The sequence below is a fragment of the Acidovorax sp. LjRoot118 genome, from assembly GCF_964253575.1.
Classification (GTDB): domain Bacteria; phylum Pseudomonadota; class Gammaproteobacteria; order Burkholderiales; family Burkholderiaceae_C; genus Acidovorax.
Genome location: NZ_CAXURB020000001.1, coordinates 16,406 through 31,976, shown reverse-complemented (window position 1 = coordinate 31,976; position 15,571 = coordinate 16,406). Strand labels below are relative to the sequence as shown.

Annotated in this window: 15 protein-coding genes; 4 read left to right on the top strand and 11 right to left on the bottom strand. The window is 67.4% G+C overall.

What is annotated here, in order from left to right; genetic code table 11:
- Positions 1–39 precede the first annotated feature (39 nt).
- Entirely contained in the window at positions 40–1,035 is a 996-nt protein-coding gene (locus ACSQ9E_RS00165) for a LysR substrate-binding domain-containing protein (protein WP_436220165.1), read from the top strand.
- Positions 1,036–1,112: 77 nt separating this feature from the next.
- Here the strand turns inward: ACSQ9E_RS00165 and ACSQ9E_RS00160 are convergent, their stop codons facing one another.
- The 6 genes from ACSQ9E_RS00160 to ACSQ9E_RS00135 are packed head-to-tail and all read right to left on the bottom strand — an operon-like array spanning position 1,113 to position 7,229.
- On the bottom strand, positions 1,113–2,252 hold the full coding sequence (locus tag ACSQ9E_RS00160) for a DUF5624 domain-containing protein (RefSeq protein ID WP_057201602.1): 1,140 nt from the start codon (positions 2,250–2,252) through the stop codon (positions 1,113–1,115).
- A 39-nt stretch (positions 2,253–2,291) separates the two neighbouring features.
- On the bottom strand, positions 2,292–3,404 hold the full coding sequence (locus tag ACSQ9E_RS00155; protein WP_057201601.1) for a hypothetical protein: 1,113 nt from the start codon (positions 3,402–3,404) through the stop codon (positions 2,292–2,294).
- A complete protein-coding gene (locus ACSQ9E_RS00150; protein ID WP_436216516.1) occupies positions 3,404–4,288 on the bottom strand; it encodes an amidohydrolase family protein in 885 nt (294 codons plus the stop codon). Before ACSQ9E_RS00150 ends, ACSQ9E_RS00155 begins: the two co-directional genes overlap by 1 nt.
- A gap of 17 nt (positions 4,289–4,305) precedes the next feature.
- Positions 4,306–5,124 (bottom strand): HpcH/HpaI aldolase family protein, encoded by an 819-nt coding sequence (locus tag ACSQ9E_RS00145; RefSeq protein ID WP_436216515.1) that lies wholly within the window; start codon positions 5,122–5,124, stop codon positions 4,306–4,308.
- Positions 5,125–5,146: 22 nt separating this feature from the next.
- Positions 5,147–6,121, bottom strand: coding sequence for a Bug family tripartite tricarboxylate transporter substrate binding protein (locus ACSQ9E_RS00140; protein ID WP_057201598.1), 975 nt, complete (start codon positions 6,119–6,121; stop codon positions 5,147–5,149).
- 22 nt (positions 6,122–6,143) lie between these two features.
- Positions 6,144–7,229, bottom strand: a complete 1,086-nt coding sequence (locus ACSQ9E_RS00135; protein WP_436216514.1) for a porin — start codon at positions 7,227–7,229, stop codon at positions 6,144–6,146.
- Between the two features lie 161 nt (positions 7,230–7,390).
- Between ACSQ9E_RS00135 and ACSQ9E_RS00130 the strand changes: the two genes are divergently transcribed.
- Entirely contained in the window at positions 7,391–8,287 is an 897-nt protein-coding gene (locus ACSQ9E_RS00130) for a LysR substrate-binding domain-containing protein (RefSeq protein WP_057201596.1), read from the top strand.
- A 55-nt stretch (positions 8,288–8,342) separates the two neighbouring features.
- Here the strand turns inward: ACSQ9E_RS00130 and tyrS are convergent, their stop codons facing one another.
- Entirely contained in the window at positions 8,343–9,575 is a 1,233-nt protein-coding gene (tyrS, locus tag ACSQ9E_RS00125) for a tyrosine--tRNA ligase (protein WP_436216513.1), read from the bottom strand.
- Between the two features lie 201 nt (positions 9,576–9,776).
- Here tyrS and ACSQ9E_RS00120 point away from each other — a divergent pair, with 201 nt between their 5' ends.
- Positions 9,777–11,135, top strand: a complete 1,359-nt coding sequence (locus ACSQ9E_RS00120) for a peptidoglycan DD-metalloendopeptidase family protein (RefSeq protein WP_436216512.1) — start codon at positions 9,777–9,779, stop codon at positions 11,133–11,135.
- 27 nt (positions 11,136–11,162) lie between these two features.
- Complete coding sequence (locus ACSQ9E_RS00115) at positions 11,163–12,272, top strand: anhydro-N-acetylmuramic acid kinase (RefSeq protein ID WP_436216511.1); 1,110 nt, start codon at positions 11,163–11,165, stop codon at positions 12,270–12,272.
- Positions 12,273–12,283: 11 nt separating this feature from the next.
- Here ACSQ9E_RS00115 and mdtD read toward each other — a convergent pair whose 3' ends face one another.
- The 4 genes from mdtD to ACSQ9E_RS00095 form a co-directional block, all read right to left on the bottom strand.
- A complete protein-coding gene (mdtD, locus tag ACSQ9E_RS00110; RefSeq protein ID WP_436216510.1) occupies positions 12,284–13,705 on the bottom strand; it encodes a multidrug transporter subunit MdtD in 1,422 nt (473 codons plus the stop codon).
- Between the two features lie 98 nt (positions 13,706–13,803).
- On the bottom strand, positions 13,804–14,169 hold the full coding sequence (erpA, locus tag ACSQ9E_RS00105) for an iron-sulfur cluster insertion protein ErpA (RefSeq protein WP_007856958.1): 366 nt from the start codon (positions 14,167–14,169) through the stop codon (positions 13,804–13,806).
- A gap of 34 nt (positions 14,170–14,203) precedes the next feature.
- Positions 14,204–14,629 carry a bactofilin family protein gene (locus tag ACSQ9E_RS00100; protein ID WP_057201591.1) on the bottom strand — a complete coding sequence of 142 codons (426 nt, stop codon included), beginning with the start codon at positions 14,627–14,629 and terminating at the stop codon, positions 14,204–14,206.
- Positions 14,630–14,767: 138 nt separating this feature from the next.
- Positions 14,768–15,481, bottom strand: coding sequence for a DUF6776 family protein (locus ACSQ9E_RS00095; protein WP_428003419.1), 714 nt, complete (start codon positions 15,479–15,481; stop codon positions 14,768–14,770).
- Positions 15,482–15,571 lie beyond the last annotated feature (90 nt).

Here is a 15,571-nt window from a genome sequence, read left to right as displayed (position 1 = left end):
TGATGCCACCAACGCATGAATGAACATTCACCCCCACGCATGCAGAACGCCGAGAACACCCCCGCCCTTTCGCGCACCCGCCCAGTGGCTGTCGGCCACTGGCGGGCTTTTCTGGCCGTGGCCCGGCACCTGAACTTCCGCGCCGCGGCCGATGAACTCGCCCTGACCCAATCGGCCGTGAGCCGCCAGATCCAGTCACTGGAGGACGAAGTGGGCGTGCCCCTGTTCCTGCGCCACACGCGCGCGGTGGAGCTGACCAGCGCCGGCGCCCAGTTGCAGCGCGCGGTGGCGCCTGCGCTTGAGCGCATGGATGCCTCGGTGCGCCTGGTGCGCCAGACGGCCGGGCGCAAGAGCGTGGCCATCAGCACCTGGGCCAGCTTCGCATCGATGTGGCTGATTCCGCGCATGGAAGAGTTCCAGCGCGACAACCCAGGCATCGACATCCGCATCGACGCCACCGATGTGCCTGTGGACCTGGAAACCTCCGACGTGGACCTGGCGCTGCGCTACAGCCTGCCCGGAACGCTGCCGCCCGGCGCGGTGCGCCTGTGCGGCGAGCAACTGGCCATCGTGGCCAGCCCCTGGCTCATCAAAAGCAACCCGCCGGTGCGTACACCCGCCGACGTGGCCCGCTTCACCCTGATCGAGGCGGGCGACGCTCACCGCAGCCAGCACCTCGAATGGCTCAGCTGGCAGCGCTGGTTCGAGAACCAGGGCCACCCCAAGCTGCAGCCCCAGCGCTGGCTGTACTTCAACTACGCCCACCAGATCGTGCAGGCGGCCCTGAGCGGTCAGGGCCTGGCGCTGGCGCGCATGCCGCTGATTGCCGATGCCCTGGCCACGGGCGACCTGGTGGAGCTGCTGCCCAACCACCGGCTGGACTCGCCCCTGGCCTACTGGCTGCTGGTCGGGCCGCGCAGCGCGCAGCGCCCGGAGATCAAGGCCTTTTGCGCCTGGCTGGAGATACAGGCGCAGGCCACCCGCGAGGCCGTGGGCGAAGTTCCCGACCCGGACACGCAGGACGACCTGGACTGATCCAGTTTCCGGCAGGCCCTGCCCCGCTGGCAACCATCACCAGGCAGGGTTGCCAACAGGGCAAGGCACACCGGAAATCAGGCCAGTGTGCTGAAGTCCACGTTGGTGAAGCCGGGGATGGCCACCTCGCCGGGCCGGTTGCCATTGCGCTGCAGCGCCTCGATCACATAGTCGGCCACGCAGTTCACCAGCAGTTGCTGCGGGTCTTCCATGATGCGGCGCAGGCGCGCCACGCAGGCGGCCTGGTCATCGAGGCCATGGATGGGCGGCATGTCCTGCGCCGTGGCTGGCGAGAACACATAGGCGGGGTGGTTGGCGAACATCTGGCGAGACACTTCCACGCTGGTGCGGGTGTGCATCCAGAGCTTGCGGTAGCTCACCTCCAGGCTGGCCAGCGCAGCCGTGTCGTTGAACTGGTCCACCGAGAACCCTGGCGCGTGCGGCGCCACGTAGAGGCGGTCGGCCGGCATCTGGCCGTCGCTCACCCGCCAGACCAGGTTGCACATGCTGTTGGACGACCAGGTCACTCCGGCCGTGGGCCGGCCCGACTGGCCGCTGACCAGCACCATCACCCGCGCCCAATCGATGCCGCTGCCGCGCAGCCAGGCGCCGATGCGGTAGGCGATGTCGACATAGGCCAGCCCGAAGGTGGCGAACATGATGGCGTTCATCGACACGGGCGACACCGCAGCCGGCGGGTCGAGGTACTGCACCACGAGCGCATCAAAGTCCATCAGCGAGGCATCGGCCAGCGCGCGCTGGATGTAGGCCTCGGTGGTGGAAAGCGTGTAATGCACCATGGCCACGATCTTCGCCTCCTGGCCCGCGAAGGCGTCCAGGTTCACATGCTGGCGCCACATGCCCTCGGTGTTGGCCGCCCGCACCCGGGCGATGTGCGGCAGCAGGCCTTGCAGCTGTGTGCGCCATGCCAGATCATCGGGCGCCAGCTCGCGGCGGCGCGCCACGTAGGCCAAGGCCAGCGGCAGGTGGGAGACCGCCGTGAGTTCGATGAAGCCGCGCGTGGACTTGCGAAAGCTCTCCAGGCGCGGCGCAGCGCCGCGCCCCGGAAACAGGGCGATGTCCGACGCGGCGGAGACGAGAAGCGGGCTGTCGGCGCGCTGCTCAAGCATCATCGCGGTGAGTTGTGGGCCAATGGCATCGGGCCCACCGGTGAAGGCATGGAACAGGCCCGCAAAGTCGGATTGGGGTTGGTACATGGTGGCTTGTCGTGGTGGTACGGACTGGTGAACCTGCTGTCACGTATGCAGAATTTGGTAGATGCGGCTGTCGGTGCGAAAGTGCAGCGAGCCGCTCAGGCTGTTGGCCACGGCCAGGTACGGAACACCGCCCACCGTGAAGGCCGCCGCATCGGTTCCGCCCGAGGTATCGAACGAATGCACGGGCGCCAGCCCATCGCCCTGCCAGCGGTAGATGACCGACTGCAACTCGGGGATCGGGGCCTCGCGGCTACCGTGGATGAAGTTGACCTGCACCAGGTGGCCGCCATCGGCACCGGCCCGGGCGGGCAACCACGCGAACTCGCGCCCGCCCGGCCCGCTCAGGTGCTGGTAGGCCGCAAACTGCGCGCCGTTCCAGCGCAGCAGCCAGGTTTCGCCCAGCAGGTTGGCAAACACCAGCCAGTCGGCACCCGACGCATGGAAGTGGCAGAAGGCCCGGCCACTGGTGCCTTCGAGCACCTGCAGCGTCTCGAACGCCGTGCCGCTCCAGGCCAGCAGGCGCGAGGGCGCGATGTGGTCGGCATACGCCAGCAGCGTGCGGCCCTGCACCTCGAACGCCAGCCAGTTGTAGCCCCAGGCCGATTCCACGGTCTGGAACGGTACGAAGCGCTCGCCATCCCATTCGAAGAGGATGGACTGCGCCGCCCCGTCCACGGGCGCTCCATGCCCGGCTGCCCCTTGCGCCAGCGCCAGGAAATGCCGCCCCTGCACGCCAAAGAAGTGCCACTGCTTGGCCGCCGTGCCCACGATCTGCTGGAAGGGCTCGAAACGGCCGTTCACGAATTCGTAGATCACCGAAGGCGGCGACATGTCGTAGGGCCCATGGCCGCTGCGCAGACTGGCCGTGGCCAGGAAGTGGCGACCGTCCAGCGTGAAGAATTCGGCGTCCTCGCCGCCTGGCACGGGCAGGCGCTGGAACTCGGTGAAGCCCGTGGCCTCCCAGCGGTAGACCCACAGATCAACGTCGCTGTCGCCCGCGCCCATTCCGGGGGCGGTGCCAGGTATGTCCTCGGACAGCTGGGCAACCGCCAGGTACTGCACGCCATGGATGGTGAAGGGCTCGACGGCGCGCGCGGCGCTGGTGGGCAGGCGCTGGATTTCGCGCAGGGCGATGGCGGAGGACGGGTTCATCATGGCTGGAAATCGTAAAGGCGGGCAGGGTTGTCGCTCAGGAGGCGGTTGCGGCGTGCTTCGTCGGGCACCCACTCGCCCAGCAGATTGAGCAGGGCGCCGGTGTCCATCTGCCCATTCGGTATGTGGGGCCAGTCGCTGCCCCAGATGGTGCGCTCGGGAAGCGCATCGACGATGGCCTGGGCGTAGGGCAAGAGGCGCGCATAGTTGCCGTCCTTGGCGATGCGGTAAGGACCCGAGAGCTTCATCCAGCCGCGGCCACCGGCCACGGCGGCGATCAGGCGATCAAAGTCGGTGCGGGTGAGGCCATCGCTCTCCAGCATGTAGCCCATGTGGTCGATCACGAAATTGCAGGCAATGTCCGGCATCGCCGGGATCAGGTCGCGCACCACATACCCGGGCGTGTAGAACTGCAGATGCCAGCCCCAGGGCCGCACGCGCTCTGCACTGCGCTGGATGTAGTCGACGATGCGCGCGATGGGCCACTGCGCGCGCAGGAACAGATCGAGCCGCAGTGCGCGCACACCGCGCTGGTGCATGGCGTCGAGCGCACCGTCGTCCACGCCGTCCTCCACCATGGCCACGCCGCGGGCGCGGCCACCCAGCTCATCAAGGGCATCGAGCATGCATGCGTTGTCGGTGCCGTAGAAGCTCGGCTGCACGATGGCGAAGCGATCCAGGCCCAGGCCGCGCGTCATGCGGTCGAGCAGGGGGGCCGGGCCGTCGGGCAGGGTGTAGTGGGGCTGCGCCACATGCAGGTAGCGGTCCACCGGGCCGAAGACGTGCACGTGGCTGTCGCAGGCACCGGCAGGCATGGCAAAGGCCGGGCGCGACAAGGTGTCCGCATCGCGGGTGGGGGTGGGAACGAGGATCTCGGAAGCCATGAATCGGAACCATTCAGTCAGGAGAGGGTTGCAAAAGCCTGTGCCGCACGGGCCTGCGCTGCGGCCAGAAGAAGGTCGGTGTCGATGCCGGTCATGAGCAGCGGCGCCGCCCCCATGCGCACCAGCTCTGCGCTGTAGGCCGCGTCGCTGATGCCGCCGATGGCCAGGGGCTTGCCGGCCGCGCGGCAGGCCTCCAGGGCCGACTCGTGCGCGGCGCGCACGGCCGGGTCGCGGAAGTCGCCGGGCACGCCCAGCTCGGCGCTCAGGTCGTTGGTGCCGATGGCCAGCAGGCCCACGCCAGGCACGGCCGCGATCTCGGCCATATTGCGGATGCCCAGCGGGCTCTCGACCAGCACCTTGACCAGCGTGGCCTGGTCGGCTGCGCGGTACAGGGTGTCGGCAGGCATGCGGCGGTACTGCACCAGGGGCAGCGTACCGATGGCCGAGCGGTGGCCGTGGGGCGCAAAGCGGCAGGCGGCCACAATGTCCGCCGCCTGCGCAGCCGTTTCCACGCGGGGCGCAATGATGCCCATGGCCCCCGCATCGAGCAGGCGCCCGATCACGCCGTACTCGCGCTCGGGCACGCGCACCAGCGGCATGATGCCGATGTCCAGCGCGCAGGCGCAGATCTGCCCGGCCACGTCGATGGGCATGGTGCTGTGCTCCAGGTCCACCCAGATCACTTCATGGCCACTGGCCTTGGCCAGTCGGGCGATCTCGGGCGTGCGCGCGCCACGCACACCAAAGGCGGCCACAGGGTGGCCGTTGGTGAGCCGGTCGATCAGCCAGGGAGCGCCCGCAACAGGGGTCAGGGGGGGAAGGGGGTGGGCGGACATGGGCGCGGGTTCTCTCTGGCGTTCAGTTGATGACGATCTTCTTGGCCTTGATCAGGCGCTCCATCGACTGCGACTCGCGCGCGATGTTGGCCTGCATCTGCGCGGGGGTGAGGGTCAGCACCTCGTTGCCGGTCTCGTGCAGGGCATTGACGATCTGCGGGTCCTTGGAAGCGGCCTCCAGCGCCTTGCGCATGCGCTCGATGACCCCTGGGGGCGTGCCAGCCGGCGCCCAGATGCCGATCCAGGTGAACAGCTCCAGGCCTGGGTAGAGCTCGGACAGCGTGGGCACGTCAGGTTGGGTGGCGCTGCGCTTGTCGCCCGTGTAGGCCAGCGCGCGCAGCTTGCCCGAGCGGATGTTGGGCAGGGCCGACGAGGCCGGCTCCCAGCCCACGTCGAGCTGGCCGCTCATCAGGTCGGGCATGGCGCTTTGCTTGTAGGCGATCTGCACCATGTCGATGCCTGCCGCATCCTGCAAGAGCTCCATCCCCAGGTTGGCCGTGCTCGCCGGCCCGTAGGTGGCGTAGTTGAGGCTGCCGGGCTTCTGCCTGGCAATGGCGACCAGGTCGCGCAGCGACTTGCCGGTGAACGACTGGCTGGCCACCACGAAGGAGCCCCCGCGGAACAGCGCCGCCACGGGTACCAGGTCCTTCTCGGCGTTGTAGGGCAGCTTGGCCATCAGGTGCGGCACCGTGGTGATGGGCAGGCTGGTGGAAAACAGGAAGGTCTGACCGTTGGGCGCGGCCTTGGCCACCGCATCGGTGCCCAGCGTGCTGGAAGCGCCCGGGCGGTTCTCGACCACCACGGCGGCCGAGAGCAGCTTGGACAGGCGGTCGGCATACAGGCGCGCAAAGGCGTCGGACCCGACCCCCACCGGGGTGGGCGTGACCAGGCGCACCGGCCCAGTGGGCCAGTCCGGCGTGGATTGGGCATGCGCCTGACCCGTGCAGGCCAGGGCGGCAGCGGCGACGATGCCAAGAAGAGCGTTGCGCTTGTGCATGGTGTGAAGCTCCTTTGCCAGGTCAGAAGTTGTGCGAGATGCCGAACTGCAGGCCCGAGGCATTGCCGCCCGGCGCCGCCTCGGGGGCCTCGCTGATCATGAAGGCCGCGTTGCCCCGGTTCTGGATGCGCGAGTACGCACCGTAAAGTGCCGTGCGCTTGCTCAGCGCATGCACGTAGCCCACGGCGATCTGGCGCGCGCCATCGCCCGCCACCGCAGCGCCGCGCGCCTTGGCCTCGGCCACCGACAAGCGCACGGTACCCACCTCCCCCACAGGCACCGTAGCGCCCAGCAGCCAGTTCGCGTGCTTGGTACCCTGGGCGCGCTGGTCCAGCCAGTAGCCCATGAGCTTGACCATGCCGAAGTTGTACGAGCCGCCGATGTTGGCCACCTTGCTGGTCTGCCCCTTGGCCGGAGTTTCGCCGTAGGCCACGGCCACGTCCACCGGACCGGAGGCATAGCCCAGACGGGCACCGGCATACCGTGCGCCATCGGCCCCTTCGGCCGCAGCCACCATGGCCTGGCCATAGACGCCACCCAGGTTGCGCGGCAGCAGGTAGCCGAGCGAGTTGGCCGAGCGCACGAAGGTGCGCGCCCCACCGGTGCCGAAGGGCCAGCCCTCGATGATGTTGGCCGAGCCGCCGACGCCCACGGTGCCGAAGGGCGCGAACTGGGAAACGTTCCAGAACGTGGGCGCATAGTCGCGCCCCAAACGCACCTCACCCCAGGTGGTGCTGGACAGGCTCACGGTGGAGCGGCGGTGGAACAGGGCCGAGCCCTCGAGCGCGCCGGAGTCGGGCAGCAATTGGGCTTCGAGCCAGAAGTGGGCCGCCAGCCCGCCACCGAGGTCTTCCTTGCCGCGAAACCCCAGCCGACTGGGCACCAGGTTGCCGCCCGAGGACATGGACGTCACCGATGCCCCGCCCGCCTTGGCATGGGTCACGTTGAGGTCCAGGGTGCCGAAGATGGTCACACCGCTCTGGGCATGGGCGGAGCCCAGCGCGCAGGCCGCAAGGCAGGTGACGCCTGCGAGGCGGAGGAACGATGGGGTGGTGCGGGCCGGATGAACATGGCTCGCCTTCCGGGCGGATGGCTTTGGGGGGTTCAACTTTGTCTCCTGGTTATAGGTGTCCGCATCGCATGGCGGCTACGGCAGGAGGAATGCTAAGTTTGGCGATCAATATCTGGAAATACTGTTTTTGAATTGATATCAATATCTACTAGGTATAAATTCCAGCATCCCCCCTTTGCCCATTGCAGGAGTTCCCCATGGAAATGCGCCATCTGCGCTACTTCGTGGCCGTTGCCGAAGAGCTGAACTTCACGCGTGCAGCCCTGCGCTTGCACATGGCCCAGCCCCCGCTGAGCACCCAGATCCGCGCACTGGAGGAGGAGATCGGTGCCGAACTCTTCGTGCGCGACACGCGGCGGGTCTACCTCACCCAGGCCGGCAAGGAGTTGCTGGTGCGGGCCCGTGCCATCCTGGCCGCCGCACAGGAGGCCACCGAGGCGGCTCGCAGTGCCTCGGCCGGCATCTTCGGGCGCATTGCGCTCGGTGTCACAGCCTCGGCCATGTTCACCGAGCGCCTGCCGCGTGCGCTGCGCGGCTTTGGCCAGAGCCACGGGCACGTGGAGATCGACCTGCAGGAGATGGCCTCCGTGGCCCAGTTGGCGGCGCTGTACGAGCGCGAACTGGACGTGGGCATCCTGCGCAAGCCCGACGCACGCCCGCCGGACGGCGTGCATCTGGAGCAGTGGTACCGCGCGCCCCTGGTGGCGGCCATTCCCCGGGGCCACGCGCTCACCCGGCAAGACACCGTGGGCATGGTCGACCTGCGCCACGAGGCCTTGATCACCTATCCGCGCGACGCCGGCATCGGCCTGTACTGGCCGGTGATGCAGCTGTGCGCCCAGGCGGGCTTCCGCCCCCGCGTGGTGCGCGAGGCGCGCGAGCCGGCGTTCATGATCGGCCTAGTCGCCGCCGGCCTGGGCATTGCCATCGTGCCGCAGGACACCCGCTGCATCGGCCTCGAAGGGGTGGACTACAAGCCCATCACGGAGCGCGATGCAGCGTCCACCCTGTACCTGGCCTACCGCACGGCAGAAACCGACCCGCACACCCTGGCCATGCTGGCCACGCTGCGCACGGTGGCCAGCGCCCCATGAAAAACGCCCCGCCGACGTGAGCCGGCAGGGCGTTGGGGATGCAGGGCAGGAGCGTTCAGCCCAGGGTTACCCGTGCAAACTTGCGCTTGCCTACCTGCACCACGTAGGTGCCCGCTTCGAGCTTGAGGCCCCTGTCGCTGATGACGCTGCCGTCCACGCGCACGCCACCGCCATCGATCAAGCGACCGGCCTCGGTGCTGGAAGGGGCCAGGTTGGCGCTCTTGAGCAGTGCGCCGATACCGAGCGGTGCACCGAACAGGCTGAGTTCGGGGATTTCGTCGGGCACACCGCCCTTGCTGCGGTTGTGGAAATCCTGCTCGGCCGCCTCAGCCGCCGCTGCACTGTGAAAGCGCGTGGTGATCTCCTTGGCCAGCATGACCTTGGCGTCCTTGGGGTTGCGCCCGCCCGCCACCTCGGCCTTGAGCGCGGCGATCTGCGCCAGCGACTGGAAGGACAGCAGGGTGAACCAGTCCCACATCAGCGTGTCGGAGATCGACAGCACCTTGGCGAACATGGTGTTCGGCTCTTCGGCAATGCCGATGTAGTTGTTCTTGGACTTGGACATCTTGTCCACGCCGTCCAGGCCCACCAGCAGCGGCATGGTGAGCACACACTGCGGCTCCTGGCCATATTCCTGCTGCAGATGGCGGCCCATGAGCAGGTTGAACTTCTGGTCCGTTCCGCCGAGCTCCAGGTCGCTCTTCAAGGCCACGGAGTCGTAGCCCTGCATCAGCGGGTACAGGAACTCATGCACCGCAATGGACTGCCCGGTGGTGAAGCGCTTGTGGAAATCGTCGCGTTCCATCATGCGCGCCACCGTGTACCTGGCGGCCAGTTGGATCATGCCGCTGGCGCCCAGGGGCTCGCTCCACTCGCTGTTGTAGCGGATCTCGGTGCGTGCCGGGTCCAGCACCATGCTGGCCTGGCGGTAATAGGTCTCGGCGTTGGCCTTGATCTGTTCGGGTGTGAGCGGCGGGCGGGTGCTGTTGCGACCCGAGGGGTCGCCGATCAGGCTGGTGAAATCTCCGATCAGGAAGATCACCTGGTGGCCCAGATCTTGCAATTGCCGCATCTTGTTGAGCACCACCGTGTGGCCGATATGGATGTCGGGCGCCGTGGGATCCAGGCCCAGCTTGATGCGCAAGGGCGTCCCCGTGGCCTCCGAGCGCGCCAGCTTCTTGACCCATTCGTCCTGCGGCAGCAGTTCCTGCACGCCGCGCAGCGAGATTTCAAGCGCCCGTCCTACACCATCGGAAACCGGCATCGTTGTAACAGCAGATTGATTCATAAGGGTTTTTTGGGATGTCTATACAGCGCGCACCGCTATACTCCAGCCCACATTGCAGAGGCGGATTCTAATGGGCCCGCTGTTTCGACCCGTTTCGTACCCTGTCGAATCGCTGCAAACAGACAGTCTGTGCGCCTTGCCTTGCCCCGTATTCACACCGGGGAAGTGCCAGGAGATCACTCTCACACTGGGGATAGACCTTTGATTCACGGCTTGACCACCGCCAGCGCGGCTTTGCTAGACCGACTGTCCCATAGCATCCAACAACACCCCAAGCACATCACCGCCGCCGTTGCAGCATTGCTGCTCACGGGCGGCGGTGGCGCATTTGCAGTCGCATCGTTCGCACCCGACCCGGCGGACATGCCGGTGCGCATGGTGAGCTACCCGGTGGAATCACTGGCCGAGAACCTGGTGCTCGGCCAGCTTGATGCACCCGGTTTCTCGCTGTTCCGCTCCGAACAGGTGCGCAGCAGCGACACCCCCGAATCGCTTCTGCAGCGCCTGGGCGTGGCCGACCCGGCCGCAGCTGCCTTCCTGCGCGGCGACAACACGGTGCGCCAGAACATGCTGGGCCGCACCGGCCGCGTCGTGTCGGCCGAAACCACCGACGACCACCGCCTGGTGCGCCTGACGGCCCGCTGGGTGCCCGACGACAGCGGCAACTTCCGCCGCCTGATCGTGGAGCGTACGGGCGAGAAATTCGGCGCGCGCGTCGAGACCGCCAAGCTCACGACCAACAGCCGCCTGGCGGGCGGCGTGATCAACAGCTCGCTGTTCGCCGCGACCGACGCCTCCAACATCCCCGACGCCGTAGCGGTGCAGATGGCCGAGCTGTTCTCGGGCAACATCGACTTTCGCCGTTCGCTGCGCAAGGGTGACCGCTTCTCGGTGGTCTATGAAACCCTGGAAGCCGACGGCGAGCCACTGAGCAGCGGCCGCGTGCTGAGCGCCGAGTTCGTCAACAACAGCAAGACCCACCAAGCCATCTGGTTCCAGGAATCGGGTGCCTCCAAAGGCGCCTACTACACGCTGGACGGTGAAAGCATGCGCCGCGCCTACCTGACCTCCCCCGTGGAGTTCTCGCGCGTGACCAGCGGCTTCAAGATGCGCATGCACCCCATCCTGAAAACCTGGCGCGCCCACCTGGGCACCGATTTCGCCGCCCCCACGGGCACGCCCGTGCGCACCGTGGGTGACGGCGTGGTGGAGTTCTCCGGCGTACAGAACGGTTTCGGTAACGTGGTCTTCGTCAAGCACCGCAACCAGCACGTCACCGTCTACGCCCACCTGAGCCGCATCGACGTGCGCCAGGGCCAGTCGGTGGAACAGGGCCAGACCCTGGGCGCCGTGGGCTCCACGGGCTGGGCCACCGGCCCGCACCTGCACTTCGAATTCCGCGTGAACGGCCAGCACCAGGATCCACAGACCATTGTGGCAGCGAGCGAAGCCGCCGCGCCGGTGTCGGCCGCTGGCCGCCCTGCCTTTGAGCGCCTGGCTTCCAACATGCGCATCCAGCTGTCGGCTGCCGCGTTGATCGAACAAGCCAGCGCGGACTGACCTGCGACGCTGACAAGCCACCGGGCCATGTCCGAGCTGTACATCGGCCTGATGTCGGGCACCTCGCTCGACGGCATCGACGGGGTGCTGGCGGATTTCTCCGACTCCCGCATGGTGGTCACCCACCATGCCAGCGCGCCCTTCGCCCCCGACCTGCGGGCCGAATTGCTCGCCCTCAACACCTCTGGCAGCGATGAGCTGCACCGTGCCGCCCTGGCGGGCAACGGGCTGACCCGCGCCTATGCGGGCGTGGTCAAGACGCTGCTGGAGCGCAGCGGGCTGGCATCCAGTGCGATCCGCGCCATCGGAGCCCATGGCCAGACCGTGCGCCACCGCCCGCAGGAGTTCGACGGCACCGGCTACACGCTGCAACTGGGCAACCCCTCCTTGCTGGCCGAACGCACGGGCATTGCCGTGGTGGCCGACTTTCGCAGCCGCGACCTGGCGGCAGGCGGGCAAGGCGCACCCCTGGTGCCCGCATTTCACCAGGGTGTCTTCGGGCGCAACGGCGAAACCATGCTGGTGCTCAACATCGGGGGTATCTCCAACCTGAGCGTGCTGGGCGCGGATGGCCAGGTGCTGGGCTTCGACTGCGGCCCCGGCAATGCGTTGATGGATTACTGGTGCCAACTGCACACCGGCCAGGCATTTGACGCCAGCGGCGCCTGGGCCGCCAGCGGTCAGGTGCTGCCCGAGTTGCTGGTCCTGCTGCGGCAGGAACCCTTCCTGCACAAAGCGCCACCCAAGAGCACGGGGCGCGACCTTTTCAATCCCGGCTGGCTCGCCAACCGCCTGGATGCCTTTCGCAGCGCCGCCCCGCAGGACGTACAGGCCACGCTCACGGAGTTCACGGCGCTTGCCTGCGCCGAAGATGCCCGGCGCCATGGCGCGGGCGCCGCAACCCTGGCGGTATGCGGCGGCGGCGCGCTCAATGACCACCTGATGGCCCGACTGCAGGCCGCCTGCCCTGCCCTGCAGGTCGTCGCCACCGATGCGCTGGGCCTGCCCGCGCTGCAGGTGGAAGCCGCGGCCTTTGCCTGGCTGGCGCGCCAGGCGCTGAGTGGCCAGCCGGGCAACCTGCCCAGCGTTACCGGCGCCGCAGGGGGCCGCGTGCTGGGCGCCATCTACCCGGCCTGAGCGGTGGGTGGTCAGCCGTGGTCTGTCGCGTCGGCCGTGGTTGCCGCCTTGCTTCTGGCCCTGTCCTCTGGCGACAATTGCCAGAAGATGCCGGCCGAAGCCACCGTGATCAACCCCATGCAGGCAAACGTGGCCTGAAAAGCCCAGAGCGTGTGGCCCGCAGCAGAGGGCTGGAAAAAGGCCGTGAAGGCTGCCAGCACCGCGCCCGCCGCCGCCACGCCCATGCCCATGGCAACCATCTGCACCATGGACAACAGGCTGTTGCCGCTGCTCGCATTGGCATGGTCCAGGTCCTTGAGGGTCACCGTGTTCATGGCCGTGAACTGCAGGGAGTTCACCGCACCAAACGCGGCCAGCTGCAGCACGTGCACCCACAGCGGCTGGGTGGGCGTGGCCAGCCCGAAGCTGGCCATGGTCACCCCCACCAGCAGGGTATTGCCCACCAGCACCTGCCGGTAGCCGAAGCGCGTGATCAGCGGCGTGGTGAAGCGCTTCATCGACATGCCCGCAATCGCCACGGGCAGCATCATCATGCCGGCCTGCATGGGCGAGTAGCCCATGGTGACCTGCAGCAGCAGCGGGATCAGGAAGGGCATGCAGGAACTGCCCAGGCGAGAGAACAGGTTGCCCAGCAGGCCGATGCGCAGGGTGTCGACCGAAAACAGCCGGGGTGAGAACAACGGATCGGCGCGGCGTGCCGCATGCAGCCAGTAGGCCACCAGACTGGCCAGGCCGAAGACCATCAGCACCAGCACGCTGGCCTGGCGCAGGCCCATGCTCGCCAGGCCGTCGAGCGCCAGCGAGAGCGACACCATGCCGAAGGCGAGCATCAGGTAGCCCGCCAGGTCAAAGCGGGGCACGAAGGTCACCGGCTCGCCGGGCATGAAGCGCAGCGTGGCGATGCAGCCCACCAGCCCCACAGGCAGGTTGATCAGGAAGATCCAGTGCCAGGAGGCGGCCTCCACCAGCCAGCCGCCCAGCGTGGGGCCGATCAGCGGACCGATCAGGCCCGGAACAGCCACGAAACTCATGGCCTGCAGGAACTGCTCGCGCGGAAATGTGCGCAGCACCACCAGCCGGCCCACTGGCAGCAGTAGCGCGCCACCGAGGCCCTGCACCACGCGCGCCACGACCAACTGGGTGAGGTTCTGCGCCATGGCGCAGCACACCGAGCCCATCACGAACAGCACGATGGCCGAGAGAAAGACGCGGCGCGACCCGAACCGATCGGCCAGCCAGCCCGAGGCCGGGATCAGCATGGCCATGGCCAGCGAGTAAGCCACCACCACCGACTGCATCTGCAACGGGCTTTCGCCCAGGCTGCGCGCCATGGCAGGCAACGCGGTGTTGACGATGGTGGCGTCCAGCGTCTGCATGAAGAAGCCGATGGCCACCAGCCACAGGAGGACTTTGCGGGATTGTTCTTGCTGCATGCAGTGCCAGACTAAGAGGGAATCAGGAGCCCCAAATGAAAAGCCGCCCGAAGGCGGCTTGCTGCGAAGTGCGGTGCCGTGGGCACGGCCCCGCGTCCTCAGGCAGAGAAGCTGGAGCCGCAGCCGCAGGTGGTCGTGGCGTTGGGGTTCTTGATCACGAACTGGGCGCCCTGCAGGTCTTCCTTGTAGTCGATCTCGGCACCCACCAGGTACTGGTAGCTCATGGCGTCGATCAGCAGCGACACGCCATTCTTGGTCATGGTTGTGTCATCGTCGTTCGTGATTTCATCGAACGTGAAGCCATACTGGAAGCCCGAGCAGCCGCCACCCTGCACGAAAACGCGCAGCTTGAGGTCCGGATTGCCTTCTTCCGCGATCAGGTCCGCCACCTTTGCTGCTGCACTGTCGGTGAACAGGATGGGGGCCGGCATTTCGGTCTGGATGTTTTCGGCAACTGCGCTCATGGGGGAACTCCGATTTTCAGGTTTGGAGCCAATACTACTGCAAAGCAGTCGGGGATTCAGGGGCCGCCGGCTTTGACGACAACTGCAGTGGGGGCTTTTCATCGGCCACTGCGGCCAGGGGGCACATCTGGCCGGTGATCATGGCGCCCTGGTGCATCTCCAGCGCCTTGTAGTGCACGTTGCCGGTGATGCGCGCCTTGGGCTGCAGCTCCAGCAGCTCGGCCGCATGCACCGGCCCGGTCACCGAGCCGTTGACGATCACATGGTCGGCATGCACCGCGCCTTCGACCCGGGCCGACTCTGAAATTACCAGAATGCTGGGCTGCTCGGTGCCCGAGCGGATGTCGCCCACCACCTCGCCATCGATGCGCATGCCCTCGCCGAACAGCACATTGCCGTCGATGCGGGTGCCGTGGGCCACCAGGCTCTTGATCGGGGGCTGCTTTTTTCGGGAAAACATGGGCAAAACTCCTGGGTCAGGGACGGCGGCCCGCACGCGCCAAAGGCGCCGGCAGGCGGTCCATCCGCATCAAAAAGAAAGGCAAGGCCCTGGCATCCTGTGCTCACGCAGCAACAACGCGGCGGCGGCTGGCGGCGGCTATTCGGCCGCCAGGGCCATGGTCTGGGAGGTGCGCACAGTGCTGCCATCCAGCACCCGCGCGGTCACGGTTTTTACCACGGCATCGGGCGGCAGCGTCAACATGCCCTCCAGTCGCCGGTACTGGCGCAGTTGCAGGGCCGCGCTCTGGGGGAAGGCCTGGCTCCAGGGCTTGCCGTCCTGGGTGCCGGCCAGGATCAGCTCCAGCTTGCCATTGAACTCGGGGGCATTGCGCGCGGCCTGGATCACCAGCACCTGCCAGCGCAACTGCATGCCGCCCACGATTTCGGCATGCAGGCCGCGGATGGCCACGCCTTCGGTGCCGCCAGCGGGAATGAGGCGCTCGAAGAAGCCCAGGTCCTCGCGCAGCGTGCGGTTCTCGGCCTCGAGTTGCCGCACCTGTGTCATCAGAGTCTGCAAGGTGGCCCGGTCGGCCGTGAGGATGCTCTCGGCCGTCTGCGAGACGGCATGCTGGCGCTGGGTCTCTTCCACCAGCCGTACCACTTCGCCGCGCAGCCGCACCAGTTCCTCGCGAGCACCGGATTCAAGCCCCGCAATGGATTTGCCGAACTCGAAGGCCCACAGCGCCACGGCGGCGCACAGCCCGAAGACCACCGCCAGCAACAGCCAGCGTACGGGCCAGGGCATGGCGCTGCGAATGGCCACCCGAGGGGCGCTGATGGTCAGCCGGCGGCGAAGAAGGCGAAAACGCATGGGGGGGGTCGGAAACAGGTGCTCGAAAACGAAGAGCGCACCTTAAACGAAAAAACCGCCCGAAGGCGGTTTTTTTGCAGGGCAGACCAG

Coding starts and splice junctions, on each gene's coding strand:
- ACSQ9E_RS00165 (WP_436220165.1), top strand. CDS start 40: ATGCAGAACGCCGAGAACACCCCCGCCCTTTCGCGCACCCGCCCAGTG.
- ACSQ9E_RS00160 (WP_057201602.1), bottom strand. CDS start 2,252: ATGTACCAACCCCAATCCGACTTTGCGGGCCTGTTCCATGCCTTCACC.
- ACSQ9E_RS00155 (WP_057201601.1), bottom strand. CDS start 3,404: ATGAACCCGTCCTCCGCCATCGCCCTGCGCGAAATCCAGCGCCTGCCC.
- ACSQ9E_RS00150 (WP_436216516.1), bottom strand. CDS start 4,288: ATGGCTTCCGAGATCCTCGTTCCCACCCCCACCCGCGATGCGGACACC.
- ACSQ9E_RS00145 (WP_436216515.1), bottom strand. CDS start 5,124: ATGTCCGCCCACCCCCTTCCCCCCCTGACCCCTGTTGCGGGCGCTCCC.
- ACSQ9E_RS00140 (WP_057201598.1), bottom strand. CDS start 6,121: ATGCACAAGCGCAACGCTCTTCTTGGCATCGTCGCCGCTGCCGCCCTG.
- ACSQ9E_RS00130 (WP_057201596.1), top strand. CDS start 7,391: ATGGAAATGCGCCATCTGCGCTACTTCGTGGCCGTTGCCGAAGAGCTG.
- tyrS (WP_436216513.1), bottom strand. CDS start 9,575: ATGAATCAATCTGCTGTTACAACGATGCCGGTTTCCGATGGTGTAGGA.
- ACSQ9E_RS00115 (WP_436216511.1), top strand. CDS start 11,163: ATGTCCGAGCTGTACATCGGCCTGATGTCGGGCACCTCGCTCGACGGC.
- mdtD (WP_436216510.1), bottom strand. CDS start 13,705: ATGCAGCAAGAACAATCCCGCAAAGTCCTCCTGTGGCTGGTGGCCATC.
- erpA (WP_007856958.1), bottom strand. CDS start 14,169: ATGAGCGCAGTTGCCGAAAACATCCAGACCGAAATGCCGGCCCCCATC.
- ACSQ9E_RS00100 (WP_057201591.1), bottom strand. CDS start 14,629: ATGTTTTCCCGAAAAAAGCAGCCCCCGATCAAGAGCCTGGTGGCCCAC.
- ACSQ9E_RS00095 (WP_428003419.1), bottom strand. CDS start 15,481: ATGCGTTTTCGCCTTCTTCGCCGCCGGCTGACCATCAGCGCCCCTCGG.